The sequence below is a fragment of the Shewanella sp. BF02_Schw genome (assembly GCF_014596695.2).
GTDB lineage: Bacteria > Pseudomonadota > Gammaproteobacteria > Enterobacterales > Shewanellaceae > Shewanella.
Map to the genome: position 1 here is coordinate 949,721 of NZ_JABKAW020000001.1, position 19,230 is coordinate 968,950.

Genomic DNA, 19,230 nt, shown 5'->3' on the forward strand with positions numbered 1-19,230 from the left:
TATTGATGACCAAGACGATGATCACCAAGACGATGATCAACAAGTCAATGACGAGCAAAACGATAGCGAAAACAGCAGTGATACAACCACAAATGAACTTGATGATGTAGACGACGAAGCCGTCGATGTTGTTAAAAACAGCCAAAATCTAACCCATTAAATCCACACTTTAGTATTGTTTGCCGCCCCTTTGTCGCTAGTTTGAACAGGGAGCTGGGCGAGCATGTAATCGAGTAAGCGCTGACCCGTTAGGCTTAAAAATCGTCTTGACGGATACACTAGAAATACCACGCCAGTATAAGGCGCTAAATCATTAAATAAACGCACTAACGCCCCTTGCTCTACGTCATCCTGACATAATTTTTTGGGTAAATAACCAATCCCTCGGCCTAATTTTGTAGCTTCATAAGCCAGTTGAATGCTATTGGTGCATAAATTGCCTTTTACGGCCTGCATAGCGTCATTGGCGAGTGGCACTTCACTGAAGGTTTTACCATTTGGGAAGCGAAATAAAATTGAGTTGTGTTGTTCAATATCACTCAAGGTGACAGGCATGCCAGCTTTGGCTAAGTATTCTGGGCTGGCAAAGAAACACATATCTTCACTGATAACCGGTTTGGCCACCATGTCGAGCTCACTAAACGTTTCATTCACCATAAATGCGATATCAATATTGTTACGCACCATGTCTAAGGGCTCGGTACTGGTAATGATCTCAAGCGAAAACTTAGGATTTTCATCCATAAAGGCAAATATTTTACTCACAATATCCATTATCTGTGGGATAGGAAATATCAAAATCCGCAAGTGGCCAGTCAACTCTGCTTTGTTGTCGGTAATATCTGCAAGAGTTCGATCTAAGTCAGCTAACATTACTAAGGTTTTTTCGTAGAAATGACTGCCTGCAGAGGTCAGTGTTATTGCGCGACTTTGGCGATGAAACAACTTTAAATTTAATGACTCTTCTAACGATTGTAAGCGTCTGCTGACGGTCGATTTAGGCAAATTCAATAAGTTAGCCGCTTCAAGTATGCTGCCGGTTTCGACAATTCGATGAAATAATGCAATGTCTTCGGTTTTCATGTGGATTGCTCTGATTATGGCAAATAAGTCAAACTCAAATAATGGGATTGATGTTCCCAAATAAACCCATTTATTGCAACTATAATTCAGGGTATTGTTCGGCCCAATTGTGAATTAACTGTTATCCCTGAAAAGGGAAATATTGTTGTCACCACGTCTTTTTAATGCTTAGTTCCCAAGGATCATAGTCGATGAAATATCACTCAACATTGCCGTTGGCATTGCTTATTTCTCTTATTTTAGTCGGTTGTATGCCTGTTGAAAGCGCCGTACAAGATGTACTGGTGCGCCCAGTAAAATTGTTTGATGTGACACAGTCGTCAGGCAATACCATTCGTCAGTTTCCTGCAAGAGTCGAAGCAAATAGCCGTGCAGAATTATCATTTAGGATTTCAGGCCAACTTGTTAGACTGGATCTTGTTGAAGGCCAACATGTTAAACAAGGTTTTTTACTGGCTCAATTAGACGATCGCGATGCGCATAATAATTTAATGACTCGTGAGGCCGAGTATGACTTATTGCTCGCAGACTTTAGCCGTAATCAAACCTTATTAGAACGTAAATTAATTTCGCAAGCGCTATTTGACAGCAGTAAAGCCCAACTTAAATCGGCCAAAGCAGCGTTAGCTGCTGCCAATGATCAAGTCAGTTATACCCGTTTAGAAGCGCCATTTAGCGGCACCATTGCAAAACGTTTGGTAGATAACCACCAAATTGTTCAAGCAAACCAAGGTGTGATGACCTTGCAAAATAATCAGTTACTTGATGTCAGCATTCAGGTACCTGAAGCAATGGCGGCAGTATTAACTCAAGATATTGCCAATGGTTTAGCTGCAAAAGTTCGTTTTAGCGCATTAGATGACATGGTGTTTGATGCAAAATTTAAAGAATACTCAACTCAAGTGACGCCAGGCACACAAGCTTACGAAGTAGTGTTTTCATTACCACAACCTGACAATGTACAACTATTGCCAGGCATGAGTGCCGAATTAACTTTAGCGACGCTAAATGACTCCCAAAAAGGCTTTAGTACCATAGTGCCTATTTCAGCCGTAGACAAACAAGACCAAAATGGTGATGTAACCGTGTGGCGTTATCAGCCAGATAGTGGAGATGTTAGCCCGGTAAAAGTGACTCTCGGGCGGGTGAGTACTGACGGTGTCGAAGTGTTAACTGGGCTCCAAAAAGGCGATGCTATTGTTGCAGCAGGATTATCGCAATTATCTGAAGGCATGAAAGTAAAACCTTTACGCTGGCAACGAGGAGTGTAATTGATGAATGTTGCTGAGTATTCCATCAATCACAAAGTCATTAGCTGGATGTTCGCGTTTTTACTGCTTATTGGCGGCAGTGTTGCTTTTACTGGTTTAGGACAATTAGAATTTCCCGAATTTACCATTAAGCAAGCCTTGGTGATCACCGCTTACCCTGGTGCGTCGCCTGAACAAGTAGAAGAAGAGGTGACATTACCGCTTGAAGATGCATTACAGCAGCTTGATGGTATTAAACATATCACCTCTATTAACAGTGCTGGACTATCACAAATTCAGGTTGAAATTAAAGACAGTTATGACAAACATCGCTTACCACAAGTGTGGGACGAGGTACGTCGAAAAGTTAATGACACGACAGGCCGTTTACCACCCGGTACCGCAAAGCCACAAGTGATTGATGATTTTGGTGATGTATACGGTATTTTACTTAACTTGTCAGGTAACGATTTTAGTAACCGAGAACTGAGCAACTATTCAGATTATTTACGCCGCGAACTGGTGCTTGTTCCCGGGGTAAAAAAAGTCTCTGTGGTGGGTGATGTGACAGAGCAAGTGGTGATTGAGATTTCACAACAAAAATTGTCAGCGCTAGGCTTAGATCAAAATTACATCTATGGATTAGTCAACAATCAGAACGTGGTGTCTAATGCTGGCAGTATTGTCATTGGTGATAATCGTATCCGTTTACATCCCACCGGTGAGTTTAGTTCGGTAGAGGAATTGTCTCGTTTAGTGGTGAGTTCACCAGGTAGTACTGAGCTTATTTACCTTGGGGATATTGCTAATATTGAAAAAGACTATAACGACACTCCCAATGTGCTTTATCACAATAGTGGTGAGGCGGCGTTATCGTTAGGTATTGCGTTTTCTGGCGGCGTAAACGTAGTCGATGTGGGTCAACGTGTTAGTGAACGCTTAGTTGAGCTTGAATCACAACGACCGTTAGGGATGAGCCTTGATACCGTTTATAACCAAAGCTCAGCTGTCGATAATACTGTACAAGGTTTTTTGATTAACCTTTTAGAGTCGATTGCGATTGTTATCGCGGTATTGTTATTGTTTATGGGCCTTCGTTCTGGGTTATTGATGGGCTTAATTCTGTTGCTAACGATTCTAGGTACTTTCATTGTGATGAAAGTATTAGACATTGAATTACAGCTTATTTCTCTGGGCGCGCTGATCATTGCCTTAGGCATGTTGGTCGACAACGCCATTGTGGTGACCGAAGGTATTTTGATTGGCTTACAACGGGGTAAAACCCGTCTTGAAGCGGCCAAGCAAGTGGTATCGCAAACGCAGTGGCCATTGTTAGGTGCCACTGTGATTGCCATTATTGCTTTTGCACCCATTGGTTTGTCACAAAATGCTGCCGGTGAATTTTGTCGTTCATTGTTCCAAGTGTTGATGATTTCACTGTTTATCAGTTGGATAACGGCAATCACCTTAACACCGTTTTTCTGTAATTTACTATTCAAAGAGACCTCGCCACAAGCTGAGCAGGTAGACCCTTATAAAGGTTGGTTATTTACCACTTATCGCAGTATTTTGTACTTTGTATTGCGCTTTCGTCTCGTTACATTGTCAGTGGTGTTGGCGATGTTAGTCACAGCAGTGATAGGATTTGGTCATATTAAAAACGTATTTTTCCCCGCATCTAATACGCCAATATTTTTTGTTGATGTATGGATGCCAGAAGGGACAGACATTAAAGCAACTGAACGTTTTACCGGCGAAATAGAGAAAAAGCTACTGCAAGAAAGTGAGCTTAATGACACAGGTTTAGTGCACCTGACATCTGTCATCGGCCAGGGTGCCCAGCGCTTTGTATTACCTTATCAGCCTGAAAAAGGCTATCCAGCTTTTGCTCAGCTTATCGTCGAAATGCGTGATTTAGCAGCCGTTAAGGCTTATATGCCGCAAGTTGAACAGCTGTTAAATAGCCATTTTCCCCAAGCACAATATCGCTTAAAAAATATGGAAAATGGTCCGTCTCCCGCGGCTAAAATTGAAGCCCGTTTTTATGGCGAAGATCCTCAAGTGCTGCGCAATTTGGCCGCACAAGCTGAAATCGTTTTTAGAAATGAGCCGACAATGGATGGTGTTCGCCATAATTGGCGCAATCAAGTGCCACTCATTCGCCCGCAACTGCAAAATGCTCAAGCGCGTGAAACTGGCATCAGTAAGCAAGATTTAGATAATGCCTTGCTGGTTAATTTTAGCGGTAAACAAATTGGCTTGTATCGTGAAACTAGCCATCTGTTACCGATTGTTGCTCGTGCACCTGCAGCCGAACGTCTTCAAGCTGATAGCTTGTGGAAAATGCAAATATGGAGCACAGAGAACAATATATTTGTACCCGCAACACAAGTTGTTAGTGAGTTCAGCACTGAATGGGAAAACCCTCTCGTGATGCGCCGTGACCGAATTCGTATGTTGGCAGTATTGGGCGATCCCAAATTGGGATCTAATGAAACCGCAGACTCGGTACATAAAAAAGTCAGAAGTAAAGTGGAGGCCATTCAGCTGCCGGCAGGTTATCGCTTAGAGTGGGGCGGGGAGTTTGAATCAGCAGGAGAAGCTCAAACCGCTGTCTTTAGCTCGATCCCAATGGGTTATTTAGCCATGTTTTTAATTACGGTATTTCTGTTCAATTCAGTTAGGCAGCCTTTAGTTATTTGGTTCACTGTACCATTAGCGGTCATCGGTGTTTCTGCGGGATTACTGTTGTTCGATGCCCCATTCAGCTTTATGGCGCTACTTGGATTATTGAGTCTTTCTGGAATGGTGATTAAAAATGGCATTGTATTAGTGGACCAAATCAATCTCGAACTTGAAGAAGGTAAAGAACCTGGATTCGCACTGGTTGATTCGTGTGTGAGCCGTGTTCGCCCGGTGATGATGGCGGCTATTACCACTATGTTAGGCATGATCCCATTAATCAGCGATGCTTTCTTTGGTTCTATGGCCATCACTATCATTTTTGGTTTGGGCTTTGCTTCTCTACTCACCTTAGTGGTGTTGCCGGTAATGTATAGTCTTGTGTTTAATCTTAACGTGACTCGCTAAGCGCTACGTTTTATATTTAATCGTAATATCGAATTGTTTATTAAATGATTAAGGCTGCTGACGGATAATGTTAGCAGCTTTTTTTATGGGCTGAATAAATCTATTGGCTTGGGTTAGGCAGGCTGATAAAAGTATTAAGCAATCGTAACTCGATGTATGGACTCCACCACTCTACGGTCGTAGATTGGTGGAGTCTAAAACAAAAGGAGTCCATACATCGAGTTCAGGTTAAACAGCCTGATTTCTAAGCGTTTATGGCATCTGTTATCCTGAGTTAAGCTTAGTGATGGTATTTTTTGCTCACAAGCCCCATTCAGCGTATAATCTACGCACTTTTCTAATTGTATGCGCCATTGGCGGGTACAATCCTAAAAAGACAATAAAGCAAGAGTAATTAACCTTTTGTTTTTTATAAAATTTCTTTAAAGAGTCCCCGCTAATGAGTGAAAAATTGCAGAAAGTCTTGGCCCGTGCAGGCCATGGCTCCCGTCGTGAGATGGAGGCATGGATTGCTGCAGGCCGAGTTAGTGTTGACGGTGAAATTTCTGGTTTAGGTGATCGTGTAGAGGTTGACGCCAAAATACGTATTGATGGCCGTGCTATTTCATTAAAATCAGCTGACGACATTATTTGTCGTGTACTGGCATACCATAAACCTGAAGGTGAGATTTGCTCGCGCAAAGATCCTGAAGGCCGTACTACCGTGTTTGAACGTTTACCTAAAGTGCGCGATGCTCGCTGGGTTGCGGTAGGGCGTTTAGATATTAATACTTCAGGGTTGCTGTTATTTACCTGTGATGGTGAATTAGCTAACCGTTTAATGCATCCTTCAAATGAAGTAGAGCGTGAATATGCTGTGCGTACATTTGGTGAAGTGCCAGAAGCAGCTGTACAGCGTTTACGTACCGGCGTGACTTTAGAAGATGGTCCAGCACAGTTTGATACCATTAAAGCTGCTGGTGGCGAAGGCATAAACCAGTGGTGGCATGTCACCCTTCGCGAAGGACGTAATCGTGAAGTACGTCGTTTGTGGGAATCACAAGACGTGCAGGTCAGCCGTTTAATCCGCGTACGTTATGGCAAAGTTGAGTTACCAAAAACATTACCGCGTGGTGGTTGGATTGAGTTGCCAATGGACCAAGTTAACTATTTACGCCAACTTGCTGGTTTAGAAGCTGAAACACGATCTGTTTTAGGTTCGGATAAACACAGTGTTGCTCGTTCTAAAGTTAAAAGTGCTAAAATTCGCCGTGCAGTTCATAAGCATAAAGTAGTTGGTAATCACGGTAAACCAACTCGTCAGCGTAGCTAATATTGATATTTAGGTTACTTTATAGAAGGTCGCGGATGCGGCCTTTTTTGTTAGTTTTTTTCGATGAAAATTAATTATTGCTCACCTACTTGTCAAAAGTTTTTTCTCAGATATGATTCTCAAAATTTACGACTTATTGTGCTGTTTTTCGACGATTTATGCGCCGCAGCATTTACATTGGTTATTAGGACTGTATGAAAAAATTATTGTTAGGTTTGTTAGTATCGTTATTGGTAGCATGCGCGTCAGCTCCTAGCTGGCAAGGAATGTCTGAACGTGAGATCAGCCAATGGAAAGCAATAGGCTTTGATTCAACCCAAGCGCAAAATTGGCGCGTAAGAGGTTTTGGCCCTACAGAATCTGATGGTTGGATAAAAGCCAACTTCAATTTAGATACTGCGACCATTTGGGCTAAAGAATCGTTTAATGTTGAAGAAGCACAAGTGTGGAGCGAAGCAGGTTTTGAAATTGAGGAAGCTGTCACCAATCGCAGTAAAGGGTTAACCCCTGTTAGAGCTAATTAATCATTTTTGTGCTAAGCATCTTGTTTTGTTGGATTTTACATCGGATTGACGTTTTTTGAAGCGTTCAGTTCGATGTGATGAATATTTTAGTTGCTTGGCCAAAAAAAAACAGTAAAGTGTCACCAAGTTAAGCGGGACGCGAAAGTAACCCTGTTTATCTTATGCAAATATGAATTAAGTGATTTGATGTTTGTTATCAAGACACGCTCAGTTTGCCCGAGTGGTGGAATCGGTAGACACAAGGGATTTAAAATCCCTCGCTGAATAAGCGTGCCAGTTCAAGTCTGGCCTCGGGTACCATTATAATCTCTAGCAATAGAGAGTGGTGTAAAAAAGCCTCAACTTATGTTGGGGCTTTTTTACGTCTGAAATTTGGTAGTTAAGGGTAACAAACGCTAAAAAAGGTGAGAGCGATAAGAGCCTAGATGCTAGGGCGGACTTCGTCCTGCTAGTTCGCTACGCGGCTATAAGAGCGGGTTATTGGGAAAGTCGTTGGCTAGTTTCAGTTAGGTACAGTTAAACTGGATAACTGCAGGTATAGCCTCTAGCTACGATCTCTCTAGCACCTAGATTTTTAATCTCCAGACGTTGAGCCATCTACGCTCAGCATGCAACAATAATCCGCAAACCGTTTTCTCGTGACGCAGTTATAGCCTCTAGCCGCGAAGCGTTCTAGTACGTCGGCTTATAAGGTTTCTACCACTTTGGTTTAAGCGTTAATCAATGCTTTTAATGCGGGTGATACTTTAAAGCTGGGTTGATTAAATCCGTCAATTTCTATGGTTTCACCGGTTTGTGGATTACGACCTAGTTTTGGTAAGTAAAAACGTAATTCAAATGTACCAAATTGGGGAATGTAAATTTTTTCACCTTCTGCTAAACCTTGATGAATAACCGCTAGGATTTGTTCAAGTTGTTGCTTAGCTTGAACTTGAGGAATGTCCATTTTGTTGGCCATGGTTTGAGTGAGTTGTTTTTTATTCATGTGATTCTCTATTGCTTCAGTACTTCTTATTCACCTTATAACAATTCAGCATGGCCCTTCCTAGTTGTGTATTCATAAATTAATGTTAACTGGTTACTTTTCATCTAGATGATTAATTTTCACTGACTTAGGTAAGGCTTAGGTAGCGAATAGGTAACGCTTTGGTATTCACTTTTGTTGATTAATTGTTTCTTGCACCCAAGCACATCTATTATTAATCATAATGGCTATATTCATTTCACTTGCGTGAAAAAACATGACAATATCATTGTGTGGGGCCAATGGGGAATAGCATGTTCAGCAAACTGAAACTGTCTGTAAACGTTAGCATAATGGGTATATTGCTTTTGTGTGTGTCGCCATTTGTGTTGGCTAACACTGAAGAGCAATACGGCAATTTGACTCAACATCTGCAATTACAGTATTTGGCTGAGCCCACAGCACAGCGGGCACAATATTTAGCGATATTACAGACAGGGTCCGCTGCTGAACAATTAGAATATATCGACAACATTCAACAGAGTGTGGCCGCTTTTTGGCATAATAAACAAGTACCCCTGCCATTTGATTCAATAGCTAACACCACTTCGTTACGTGATAAAAACATTGCACTGGAGCCTGCTGCAGATGATTACCTTGGGGTAATAAATGATCTGCGTAAGTTAATGTGGTTATCGCAAACGCAAGATTGGCCAACCATCGCGCTTGAAGGGTTGTTGCGCCCTGGAGATAGTCACCCAAGCATTAAGCAAATTAATCAACGTTTGTGGTTGTTAGGTGATGCGTACGCATACCTTGCGGATGAAGATAAATATCAACCGGCTTTGGAGCAAAGTGTTAAACGCTTTCAGTCTCGGCATGGGTTAAAGGTCGACGCGGTTATTGGTCCTAAAACCTTATTCTGGTTAAATCAAACTCCACAACAACGAGCCTCTTTATTAGCAAAAAGCTTTGTCGAAAAAACGACCTATTTAAGCCAGCTCCCTCAGTCTTATCTGTTGATTAATATTCCGGATTTTCAAATGGTATTAGTCGATCAAAATGAAGTGGTGTTGACGTCGAAAGTGATTGTGGGTAAGCCATATCGACAGACTCCGGTGATGACGGGGCAAATTTCTAATATAGTTATCAATCCCACCTGGACAGTACCTCGACAACTTTTACGTAAGGATATTTTACCGCAAGTTAGATTAAATGGTGCTTACTTTACCGATAGACATTTTGATGTGTTTGATTATGAAGGTCATCGTGTCGATAAAACACCTCAACAGTGGCAACAGGCTGCAAAAGGGAAATTCCCGTACAGAGTAGTTCAGCGCCCCGGTAACGGTAATGCATTAGGCCGTTATAAATTCCACTTTAACAATGATCAGAGCGTGTATTTACATGATACGCCAACACCTGAAATGTTTGCACATGTGGAGCGGGATGTATCATCAGGTTGTGTGCGAATTGAAAAAGTACAACAGTTAGCCGACTGGTTTGCCAACCATTTAGTTATTGATAAGCGTACTTGGGCTCATTTGCAGTCTAATCACACTCAAACTCAATGGTTTGCCTTATCATCAACCTTGCCTGTTCACATGGTATATTGGCGCGCTTGGGTCGATGAACAGCATGTTGCGCAGTACCGAGATGACATTTATCAATTAACCCCAGTAGAGTCGATGAAGTTATTAAGCCATAAAGTCACCAGTAACGATATTGTGCAATAATCATAATTGATGAAACAAAGTTAATGAGGTTTTACTTCATCCCTAAGCACTTGAGCTATATCACACTCTTATGTAAGTTAGCGTGTTTAATGCACATCTCAACATAGGTATACTTGCATTTATCAGCATTAATGGTTAATTTATTCGCCAGTTGGATAAAAAAGCAACAACGCAATAAAAAGCGCTGTGAAGATGAAATCGTGCTTTTAAAGCCGATAAGTATCGTAATTTAGATAATTTAAGTGGTGTATAAATGACAATAGAGTGCCTAACTCGTCGGCAGTTATTATTAGGCTTAAGCGGTGCCGCAGTGGTAACTCTGTTACCGAATACCGCGCAAGCAAGTCGTTCTACTCTTGGTGTTAAAGATTTACGTTTTTATAATTTGCATACTGGTGAAAGAAGCCAAGGAAGTTTTTGGGTTGATGGTCAATATCAATCAGAAACGTTGACTGAATTTAATCAAGTATTACGGGATCATCGCCAAAATTTAGCCGCACCGATTGATAAAAGATTATTTGAATATTTGTATAAATTACAGGTTACATTAGATAATCAAGATGAAATCCATGTTATTTCAGCTTATCGTTCACCCAAAACAAATCAAATGCTCGCATCGCGTAGCAATGGGGTTGCCAAGAAAAGTTATCACATGAAAGGCATGGCGATGGATATTGCTTTACCCGGAGTGAAAACTAAACACTTACGCGATGCTGCTGAGTCGCTTAAGTTAGGTGGTGTAGGATTTTATCCTCGAGATGGGTTTGTGCATATTGATTGTGGGCCAGTGAGGCGTTGGGGTTAATTAATACCAATCTCATTAAATATCTGGTCAGTTCAGAGTCTGTCAGGTTTTTCATTTCAAGGCGTATTGATGTAGAAATGGTTGTTCCCTTTTAAATCGATGCAACACAGAAGTGGCATACCTGAGAGACTCTATTCTGGCGGGTTTAAAAAGTACTTTATGCTTCATTAGATGCTTTCAAAATACGACTGCATGGTCTATTTCCATAAAAATAAGACATTCCCACTATTCATGGCGGTCAGATGCTAGCGGTTAGATGCTATAGGTAGAGTAACGCATGAGCTTGTCACCGATCATCACTATTCGTTTCAATTATCTGCCTTGCCTACAGCACTTTGAACTCCCGCTGAAATATCACATATTTAATAGGGTTGGTATATCTTCTTGTGGGTTGATAATGGCTGTGGTAATATCCGCGCGCTTTATTTGAGTCATCGTTGGTCGAAAATGATGACGCCTTCATACTTTATTAATTATTAAGTGAGTGACTAATGTCTTACACAATCAACGCAGTAACCCGCACAGAAATCGGGAAAGGTTCGAGCCGCCGCCTACGTCATGCCGGTAAAGTTCCTGCAGTAATTTATGGTCCAGGTAAAGAGCCTGTATCAATCAAGTTTGAACACAAAGACATCATTAACATCCAGTTAAATGATGACTTTTACACAACTGACTTAACCGTTTCTATTGAAGGTAAAGAAGTTAAAGTTCGTGTAAAAGCTATCCAACGTCACGCATTCAAGCAATTGGTTGAACACATTGACTTTATGTTTGCTTAATCGCAAATGTGAAAAAAAAGCGCCTTAGGGCGCTTTTTTTATGACTGAATGTTATCGCTAAATTTATTTTTATAATACCAAATACCAAATACCAAATACCAAATGCTAATCGATTTCGAAGCTATAGTAGATATCCAGTGATTGACTTAAGGTGCTAGACACACTCTCTAAATATAATTGTGAAAACAAATAATATCGTACGGTCATTTCATAACCGGGGTTAAATACTCCCACGCCATACTTAATCATTAAGTCTTCACCTATATACCCACTCACGGCCACTTTTCCGTCATCATTAGTATCAAGTTGTACATTCGAAAATCCAAACTTTTCAATCAGTCCTGTCGCAGTACTGCCAATGCTATTCATTGCTCCACCATCAAATTGTGAACCTAAACTGAGCGCGGCTCCCATCATTAGTGAGTTACTTTGTTGGTTGGTTGTACTGGTAAAACCTTTACCCGTCAAAATATAAGAAAGCACCTCGGCTTGCTCTTTTGCTGGATTAGAGAATAAGGTGACCACTGGGCGCATTGGGGTACCAGTGACTCGAACACCGGCGGTGATATCGCTCTCTTTAATGTCTCTAGTTGCTTCTATATTTAGGTTTGGCAATTCTGTTGGACCAATAAATTGGACTTCACCAGTATTAATACTTAAGGTTTGCCCCATAAACTTATAAGTCCCTTTGTTGACTTTAATATCACCAAATAACATGGGCGGCTTAAAAGCTTGCTGTTTTAGTACCAGATCGCCTTCTAGCCTTCCCTTAAGACCCATACCATCAATAGTAAGGCGTTTACCGACACTGATATTCAAATCGGCTGTAACGGCGTAAGGACTGGTTTTAACGGTTTGTTCAGACACTGAATCGTTAAATACCACATCGTTCGATACCGCAACGCCTCCTTCAGCTAACTGAGTAATTTTTATTTGTCCTGATGGCACGTTGACGTTGCCTTTTATCGCAAACAGTTGCTCATCAAAGGTCATATTAATATCTGGAGAGACATTTAATATTGCCATTGGTGGTTGAATTACCGCTAAATTTTCACCCTTAATATCAATGTCACCACTAAATTTCCCTTGAGGCCAAGCAAGGGTACCTGTCGTGCTCACTTGCCCGTCACCCATATGCCATTGGCCATTGAGTTGTCCTTGCTGACCTTCTAGAGCCAGTGACAAGTACAGTTTATCGATTAATGTTGGGTTAGTGGATAAGGCAAATGCACCTTCACTGAGTTTGATATTACCCGAGACACTCGGGTCCATAAGGGTGCCGGATAAATTTAATCGACTGGATAACATGCCTTCTAAGGTTTCTAGCCTTGGAAAGAACTCTCCAAAAGGCGCGAGATTAAGTTCATTAACATTAATGGTACCTTGTAAGGTCCGATCGGGCGTGATGTTGACACTTAGTTGGCTTTGCCAACTGGCGATTCCGGATGAATCGAAACTCAATGAGCTAGTAATTTGTTTCTCATCAAGCGATGCTTGTAATAGTAACTGCTGGTAGTCGATGCTGATGGTGTTGTTTTTGGCGCGGCTTAGCTTAATATTGCCCGGTAAAAGCGTAAACTGAACATTAGCAGTGGGCTTTTTACCTTTAGCCCAATTAACTTGACTGGTTAGCGCTGCTTCACCGCTCCAAGTGATTTTTTTAGACAACACAGGTGCCAATGATTTTCCGGGATTACCGGTAAAGGTGATATTGGCCTGGCCGGTGTGACCTAGATTAACATCATTGATTAAGCACAATTTATTGTGGGGATGCACTAAGCAAAAACGGCTCACACTGCCACTATGATTGAGCTGATCCCAGCTGAAGGTAATGTGTTTATCTTGTTGCCATTGCCCAAGAGCATTACTGATATTGAATTCTGTTAATGTGGCATTGATCTGTTGTTTATCAATATTACTACTACTGGCCATTTGAGTATTGATGACCACATCACCTTGAGTATTAAGTGTGCTTTGTTGTTGATGTTGATTGCCGTCACTGATGAATGCGATATCTGTCAGCTTATAGCTGTCCCATACAAGATTATTATTATGCAGTTCTATCCGATATTGATGCTGCGAATAAGGGCGATAATTAGCCAGTAACTCAAGGCTGTCAATTTTACTTCCTTGGTAACTGAATTGACTGATTTGCGCGTTAATATCCACAATTGGGTCGGCACTATTACCCGTAACATCAACTTTTGCAAAAATATTGCCGCGGCCGCCTTTTAGCCACTTACTGACATCGGGAACGCTAAGTTCGGCATCGATGTCCCATGTTTTGTCTGCTTGGCCATTGATGATTAATTGAGCGCCAAGGGCATTGGCCTGCAGGTTTGTCGCGTTAATCGCAAAATCTTGATTTAATGAAATATCGCCTTGCAAGTTCAACGGGTATCCATTTAATCGACCGGTTAAATCGGCGTCTTGAATGGCCACTTGCCACTGCTTATCGGCAATGCTGCCCGTGCTATTAAAATGGCCACTGAATTTACTTTTGATCGGATTTTGCTGATTAATATAATCAATATATTGCAACTGAATGTCGTTGGTAAGCACATTGGCTTGCCAGGTTATGTCATCTTTATATGATAGCTGCCCAGTTAGATCTAGGTTGCCCGCGATTGACTGTAAATTGAGTTTATTGATGGTCAACTTTTGATTGTTGTTAACAACATCTGCAATAACTGCCAAAGTAGGGTGGTAAGGTGTTGTCAGTTGCCCTTCAAACCGCGCCACTTGGTCTTTTATATTACCTTTACTGGCAAAGTGGATAATATTGCTGGTGTACAGGGGATTTTTTAACGGCCATTGCAAAGCGGCATCGGTCAGTGTTACTTGGTATTCAAGCGCCGGTGTAGTGAGATTAATGTCGGCTGCAAGATTGAAGTGGCTATCGCCTTTAGCGATGGCGTTGATATTTAATTGGCTTAAGTCTTGGGTAAGATCAACACGGAGTTGTTGCTGTTGAAGCCCTGGCAACTCAGGCAGGTTTTCGACATTGGCTAGTAGTTTTAATGTCAGTGGATAATGATCGTGTAAGCTAATATCACCGATAACACTCACATCACCGTCATCATGTTGAATGTCTAGTTGGGTTATCCCAAGCTGAAATTGACGAAAACTGGCAGCTAATGCGATATGGCTAAAATGGTCGTTGCGCTGGCCGATAATGAGCTGACTGTCGGTGGCATTAAACTGTCTCACATTGACAGGAAAAGGCATAAACACCTGTGGTAAGTTAGCCAATGGCCATGAAGTTTCATTGGGCGCGGCGGTTTGGTTTGTTGCTTTATTATTTGGCTGAGAACGTGTTTGGCTTGTTGATGTTGCATCTGGGATGTTGACGATTAGCCCTTGGCTGGTGAGTGATTCAACCACAAGGCCAGCGTTATTCCAGATAGCTTGAGTTGTTAAATTGTCGGCATAAAAAGTCATACCATTCACATCTACATTAATATTGGCCAATTGGGCGTGGCTAAGATTAATACTAATCGGTAATTTAAGCTCGGTAAAGGGATCGACGATATCCCCCGTTTCAACGGTATTTTTGGTTACTGGAATATCATCACTGATAATGTTCACATCAATACTTGATGCCAGCAGATTTGTGACACAAAGCTGTTTGTTAATCAGACATGTTGGCAGCCATTTTAAAGTTAAATCATCAGCTTCGACGCTAATCCCTGGCATTGACCATGACAAGTGATGCAACGTGATATCATCATTTAAGGTGCCTGAAGCATATTCAACATCGATATCACTGACAAATTGATTAACGAACATCACCCCCATTTTACTGCCAAATGGGGTGCCCATGATGATGGCAAACAGCATCAATAATACCAAAGGGACATAAATCAGTATTCGGGTAGATAGCTTAATACTGCGCCAAATTCTTGCAGATAGACGGGTTGATTTAGGTGCTTTTTTATTACTTGGCTTGAGTGATTCTTCTGACTGAGCGTTTTGCTCATTATGTTGCAAAGTACTTTGTTCAGTATGTTTATCTATCATAAGTCAGTTCCCATGGTTAAATGGAAACGATATGAACGTGCAACTGTCTCGGTTTCTTTTAAGCCAAAACCTAGGTCCATTCGAATCGGGCCAATAGGTGATATCCAGTGTAATCCTCCACCAACCGATACTACCGGTTCAAACTGTTGTGTATCAAAAGCATTACCAGCATCGACAAAGGTGGCAACTCGCCATGTCGGGGTAAGATAATATTGATATTCAACACTGCCAATCGCCAAGTAGCGCCCACCGACAACCTGTCGAGATAAGCCGCCTTCACTGTTGGTGTAGTCAATATAGGGACCTAATTCTTGGTAACTGTAACCTCGTATGCTTTGGTCGCCACCGGCAAAATATCGTAACGATGGCGGTATATTAGCCATATCGTTTTTATCAGCAATATTGGCTCCTAAATCGACTCGAGCAACAAAACGATGTTTATCGAATATAGTCTCTACCCATTTAAATCGGGCTTGTAAACGTGCTAGGCGGATGGTGGAGCCTAAGGACGGGTCGGCGTATTCAACACTGTAAGTTTGACGATACCCAGATTTGGGATCGAGCGTGTTGTCACCACGAACGGTTTTGGTGAGGTTGAAACCCAACAAATAAAAACGTGGATCGTAATCTGTATCGAGTTGATTATAAAACTCTCTAACGGATTCAATTGAATATCCATGTAACCAATTACTTTTAGATCGCCTTTGACGCGTTAAGCCAACGAGATACTTTTTAGACTCTAATTGCCCGGTATTATTAAATTGGCGTTTATCAGCGTCGTAATCTTGGGTGACACCATAGGTGTCGCGTAATAATCCGAGTTTTATTTTCAGTTGATCATCTAAGGGGTGAGTTAACGGAATAGTATAAGTGGTTAAAATCTTAGGTCGCTCAGGTGACCATTCAGCAGTGGTTTCTTGATAATGGCCATAGCGATTGATTTGCGGCGTGCGCCAGGTGACTCGCACACGAGGATCAACACTGTTTTCTGTACTATTACCTATATCAGCACCTAAACCCACTTCAATAAGATGGCTAGGTCGAGGGCTTAGCTCAACTTTAATCGGAACTACCCCAGTATCTATTTTGTTTAGCTGTGGCAATACTTTGATATTACTAAAATAACCAGTATCTAATAAATTACGATTAAACTCAGTTAATAGTTGTGTGGCGTAAGGTGCATCAGCATCAAAAGGAATCAATGATTCAACAACGTCATCATTGAGAGTACTGCCTTCAAAGTGAACATCACCAAATAAATAGCGTTTACCAGAATTAAACTGTAGGTTAATTTGGGCGGTATTTAAGTCACGATTAATGTTGATTTCTGATTTGGTGTATTGACCATCAAAATATCCTCTTGCCAGCGCTAACGTGATCAACTGTGATTTTATCGAATCATATACACCGTGGTTTAAGGTATCACCAGGTTTTATTTTCAATCTATTAAGCCACTGCGAAAAAGTATTATCTTGGAGCATGTCACCTTGAAAATTAATATCCACCCATTGAATAATGACCGGTTCGCCTGGGGTTATATTGAGGCTTAACTCCCAAGGGCCTTTATCATTCTCTTTGACATCAATATCTAAAATTGCATGGTAGTAGCCCATGGATTCAAGGGCATCATGGGTGTTATCGTCAACGGTAAATAAAAATGCTCGCCGCTGAACATCGTTATCTGGCAGTGTGCCTAAATGAGCCAAAATGTTCTTTTCAATTTTTTTCGGCACACCGGTAACGTTAATCGTTAACCAATTTTCGTCGGCCAGCACCAAGCCTGACATCAGTAAGGTCAACGAAAGCAATAGAAATTGGCTAATTTTAAGGCGTTTTGTCGACAAGTTAAGCTAACTTTTCCAAAATTGATGATGATGACCATTGTCGCTACAAAGTATAAAAGTCGCAAGGATATGATTGAAATTACAAACAGAAATGGTTACAAAGATAAACCACCTTCAAGGATTTTTCTAACATGAATAAATTATATTTAACGATTGCGCTATGTTTAAGCTTAACGTCCAATAGCAGTTTTGCTAAAGACGATACACCTTTTGCTATAGCAATCCATGGTGGCGCCGGCACTATTTCAGCAGCCAGTCTAAGCCCTGAGCAAGAGAAAGCCATTCGCGACAAACTTAAACAGGCAGTTGATGCCGGATATAAAGTGTTAGATAAGGGTGGTGACAGCCTCGATGCGGTTCAAGCTGCGATAAATGTGTTAGAAAATAGCCCATTATTTAATGCAGGGGTTGGCGCTGTTTATACTTTTGATGGTGGCCATGAACTTGATGCCTCCGTCATGGACGGTAACACTATGAATGCAGGTGCCGTCGCTGGGGTTAAACATATTAAAAACCCGATTGATTTAGCAAGAAAGGTGATGGAAAAATCACCCCATGTGATGCTTTATGGACAAGGGGCGGAAGAATTTGCGTTAACCCAACAATTTAGTTTAGTGCCTAACAGTCATTTTGATACCCCACATCGTTATGCACAGTTGCTTGATGCTAAGGCGAGTATCATTGAAGCCGAGCAAAATAATGGCGGAGATTATCAGGCGTCAGTAGAACAGTTAAAAGCCAATTATAAATACGGCACCGTGGGTGCTGTTGCACTTGATAAGCAAGGTAACCTTGCTGCAGGGACATCAACTGGCGGCATGACAGCAAAACGTTTTGGCCGTATTGGTGATTCTCCGGTCATTGGCGCCGGAACGTATGCTGAAAATGGTGTCTGTGCGGTATCTGCAACAGGGCACGGTGAGTATTTTATCCGTTATCAAGTGGCGGGTGACATATGCGCTAGAGTTAAATACCAACAAGTATCGATTATTCAATCGGCTGATGAAGTCATTAATCAACGTTTAATATCAGCTGGTGGAACTGGAGGCGTGATAGCAATTGATCAGCGTGGCAATATCGCAACGCCATTTAATACCGAAGGTATGTATCGTGCAACTCGAAGCAAAGGCCAAGCTGCCACAGTCATGATCTGGCGTGACAAGTAAGTCCTAGCTGTGATGAATAAGACCGATTAAAACAATCGGTTTTATTTTCTATCCACTGAGCCATTATTGACTAAACTTAAATTAAGTCAGTACTTGAATGTTGATTCATTTTGAATTGATTGACGAGATTTATTAAGCACGTAGTCAATTAGCGTGCATTTAGGGGGCAATATGGATTCAATAAAAATTAAAGATCACATGGATAGACGTCCGATACTGTTAACCGCAGATATGTCACTGGCAATAGCGGTTGAGAAACTACTCGAAAGTAATAAGAGCGGCGCGCCAGTTGTGGATAGTGTTGGAAAGTTAGTGGGGTTCTTATCCCAACAAGATTGCTTGTCAGTGATGTTAAAAAGTAGCTACCACTGTGATATGACCAGTACAGTGGCAGATTGTATGAAAACCCCTGTATTATCAGTTGCTCCCGATGAAAGTATATTGGAATTAGCTGAACAAATGTTAGGCTCTAAACCAAAAATTTATCCTGTATTGAGTGCCGGAAAGGTCATTGGAACCATTAATCGGACCAATGTGCTTAAGGCGATGAATATTTATATGCAACAGTGTTACTTATCTCCAGCTTAGCAATCGTTAAAATCAATACCATTCTGCTGTTTTCCTTGCTAGGATCGCTTTTTTTGATGTAAGCAAGGG

13 protein-coding genes and 1 tRNA gene are annotated in these 19,230 nt (G+C 41.4%); 10 read left to right on the plus strand and 4 right to left on the minus strand.

Annotation, left to right across the window (positions count from 1 at the left end):
• Nucleotides 1–156 precede the first annotated feature (156 nt).
• Nucleotides 157–1,083, minus strand: coding sequence for a LysR family transcriptional regulator (locus HNW13_RS04310; protein ID WP_242445132.1), 927 nt, complete (start codon nucleotides 1,081–1,083; stop codon nucleotides 157–159).
• Between the two features lie 191 nt (nucleotides 1,084–1,274).
• On the opposite strand from HNW13_RS04310, the gene HNW13_RS04315 reads away from it, so the two are divergent.
• The 5 genes from HNW13_RS04315 to HNW13_RS04335 all read left to right on the plus strand — a co-directional run bounded on the left by HNW13_RS04315 (nucleotide 1,275) and on the right by HNW13_RS04335 (nucleotide 7,559).
• Nucleotides 1,275–2,354 (plus strand): efflux RND transporter periplasmic adaptor subunit, encoded by a 1,080-nt coding sequence (locus tag HNW13_RS04315; RefSeq protein WP_192115188.1) that lies wholly within the window; start codon nucleotides 1,275–1,277, stop codon nucleotides 2,352–2,354.
• Nucleotides 2,355–2,357: 3 nt separating this feature from the next.
• Nucleotides 2,358–5,423: an efflux RND transporter permease subunit gene (locus HNW13_RS04320; protein WP_192115187.1), complete on the plus strand. Its 3,066-nt coding sequence runs from the start codon at nucleotides 2,358–2,360 to the stop codon at nucleotides 5,421–5,423.
• A 439-nt stretch (nucleotides 5,424–5,862) separates the two neighbouring features.
• Nucleotides 5,863–6,735 carry a 23S rRNA pseudouridine(2605) synthase RluB gene (gene rluB, locus HNW13_RS04325; protein ID WP_101086762.1) on the plus strand — a complete coding sequence of 291 codons (873 nt, stop codon included), beginning with the start codon at nucleotides 5,863–5,865 and terminating at the stop codon, nucleotides 6,733–6,735.
• 194 nt (nucleotides 6,736–6,929) lie between these two features.
• Nucleotides 6,930–7,259, plus strand: a complete 330-nt coding sequence (locus HNW13_RS04330) for a hypothetical protein (protein ID WP_101086763.1) — start codon at nucleotides 6,930–6,932, stop codon at nucleotides 7,257–7,259.
• A gap of 214 nt (nucleotides 7,260–7,473) precedes the next feature.
• Nucleotides 7,474–7,559: transfer RNA gene (locus HNW13_RS04335), tRNA-Leu, on the plus strand.
• A 409-nt stretch (nucleotides 7,560–7,968) separates the two neighbouring features.
• On the opposite strand, the gene HNW13_RS04340 is transcribed toward HNW13_RS04335, so the two are convergent.
• Nucleotides 7,969–8,244 (minus strand): HU family DNA-binding protein, encoded by a 276-nt coding sequence (locus HNW13_RS04340; RefSeq protein WP_101086764.1) that lies wholly within the window; start codon nucleotides 8,242–8,244, stop codon nucleotides 7,969–7,971.
• 293 nt (nucleotides 8,245–8,537) lie between these two features.
• On the opposite strand from HNW13_RS04340, the gene HNW13_RS04345 reads away from it, so the two are divergent.
• The 3 genes from HNW13_RS04345 (at nucleotide 8,538) to rplY (ending at nucleotide 11,543) form a co-directional block, all read left to right on the plus strand.
• Entirely contained in the window at nucleotides 8,538–9,959 is a 1,422-nt protein-coding gene (locus HNW13_RS04345) for a L,D-transpeptidase family protein (protein ID WP_182745059.1), read from the plus strand.
• Between the two features lie 253 nt (nucleotides 9,960–10,212).
• A complete protein-coding gene (locus HNW13_RS04350; protein WP_101086766.1) occupies nucleotides 10,213–10,764 on the plus strand; it encodes a DUF882 domain-containing protein in 552 nt (183 codons plus the stop codon).
• A 491-nt stretch (nucleotides 10,765–11,255) separates the two neighbouring features.
• Nucleotides 11,256–11,543: a 50S ribosomal protein L25 gene (gene rplY / locus HNW13_RS04355; RefSeq protein WP_011636915.1), complete on the plus strand. Its 288-nt coding sequence runs from the start codon at nucleotides 11,256–11,258 to the stop codon at nucleotides 11,541–11,543.
• Between the two features lie 105 nt (nucleotides 11,544–11,648).
• Here the strand turns inward: rplY and HNW13_RS04360 are convergent, their stop codons facing one another.
• The gene (locus HNW13_RS04360) at nucleotides 11,649–15,563 is read right to left on the minus strand and encodes a translocation/assembly module TamB domain-containing protein (RefSeq protein ID WP_192115186.1); all 3,915 of its coding nucleotides are present in this window, start codon (nucleotides 15,561–15,563) and stop codon (nucleotides 11,649–11,651) included.
• Complete coding sequence (locus HNW13_RS04365; RefSeq protein WP_192115214.1) at nucleotides 15,560–17,350, minus strand: autotransporter assembly complex family protein; 1,791 nt, start codon at nucleotides 17,348–17,350, stop codon at nucleotides 15,560–15,562. The genes HNW13_RS04360 and HNW13_RS04365 overlap by 4 nt, the downstream gene beginning before the upstream one ends.
• Nucleotides 17,351–17,538: 188 nt before the next feature.
• On the opposite strand from HNW13_RS04365, the gene HNW13_RS04370 reads away from it, so the two are divergent.
• Together HNW13_RS04370 and HNW13_RS04375 are read left to right on the plus strand one after the other, a co-directional pair.
• On the plus strand, nucleotides 17,539–18,573 hold the full coding sequence (locus HNW13_RS04370; protein WP_192115185.1) for an isoaspartyl peptidase/L-asparaginase: 1,035 nt from the start codon (nucleotides 17,539–17,541) through the stop codon (nucleotides 18,571–18,573).
• A 171-nt stretch (nucleotides 18,574–18,744) separates the two neighbouring features.
• Nucleotides 18,745–19,161, plus strand: coding sequence for a CBS domain-containing protein (locus HNW13_RS04375; RefSeq protein WP_192115184.1), 417 nt, complete (start codon nucleotides 18,745–18,747; stop codon nucleotides 19,159–19,161).
• The last annotated feature ends 69 nt before the right edge of the window (nucleotides 19,162–19,230 follow it).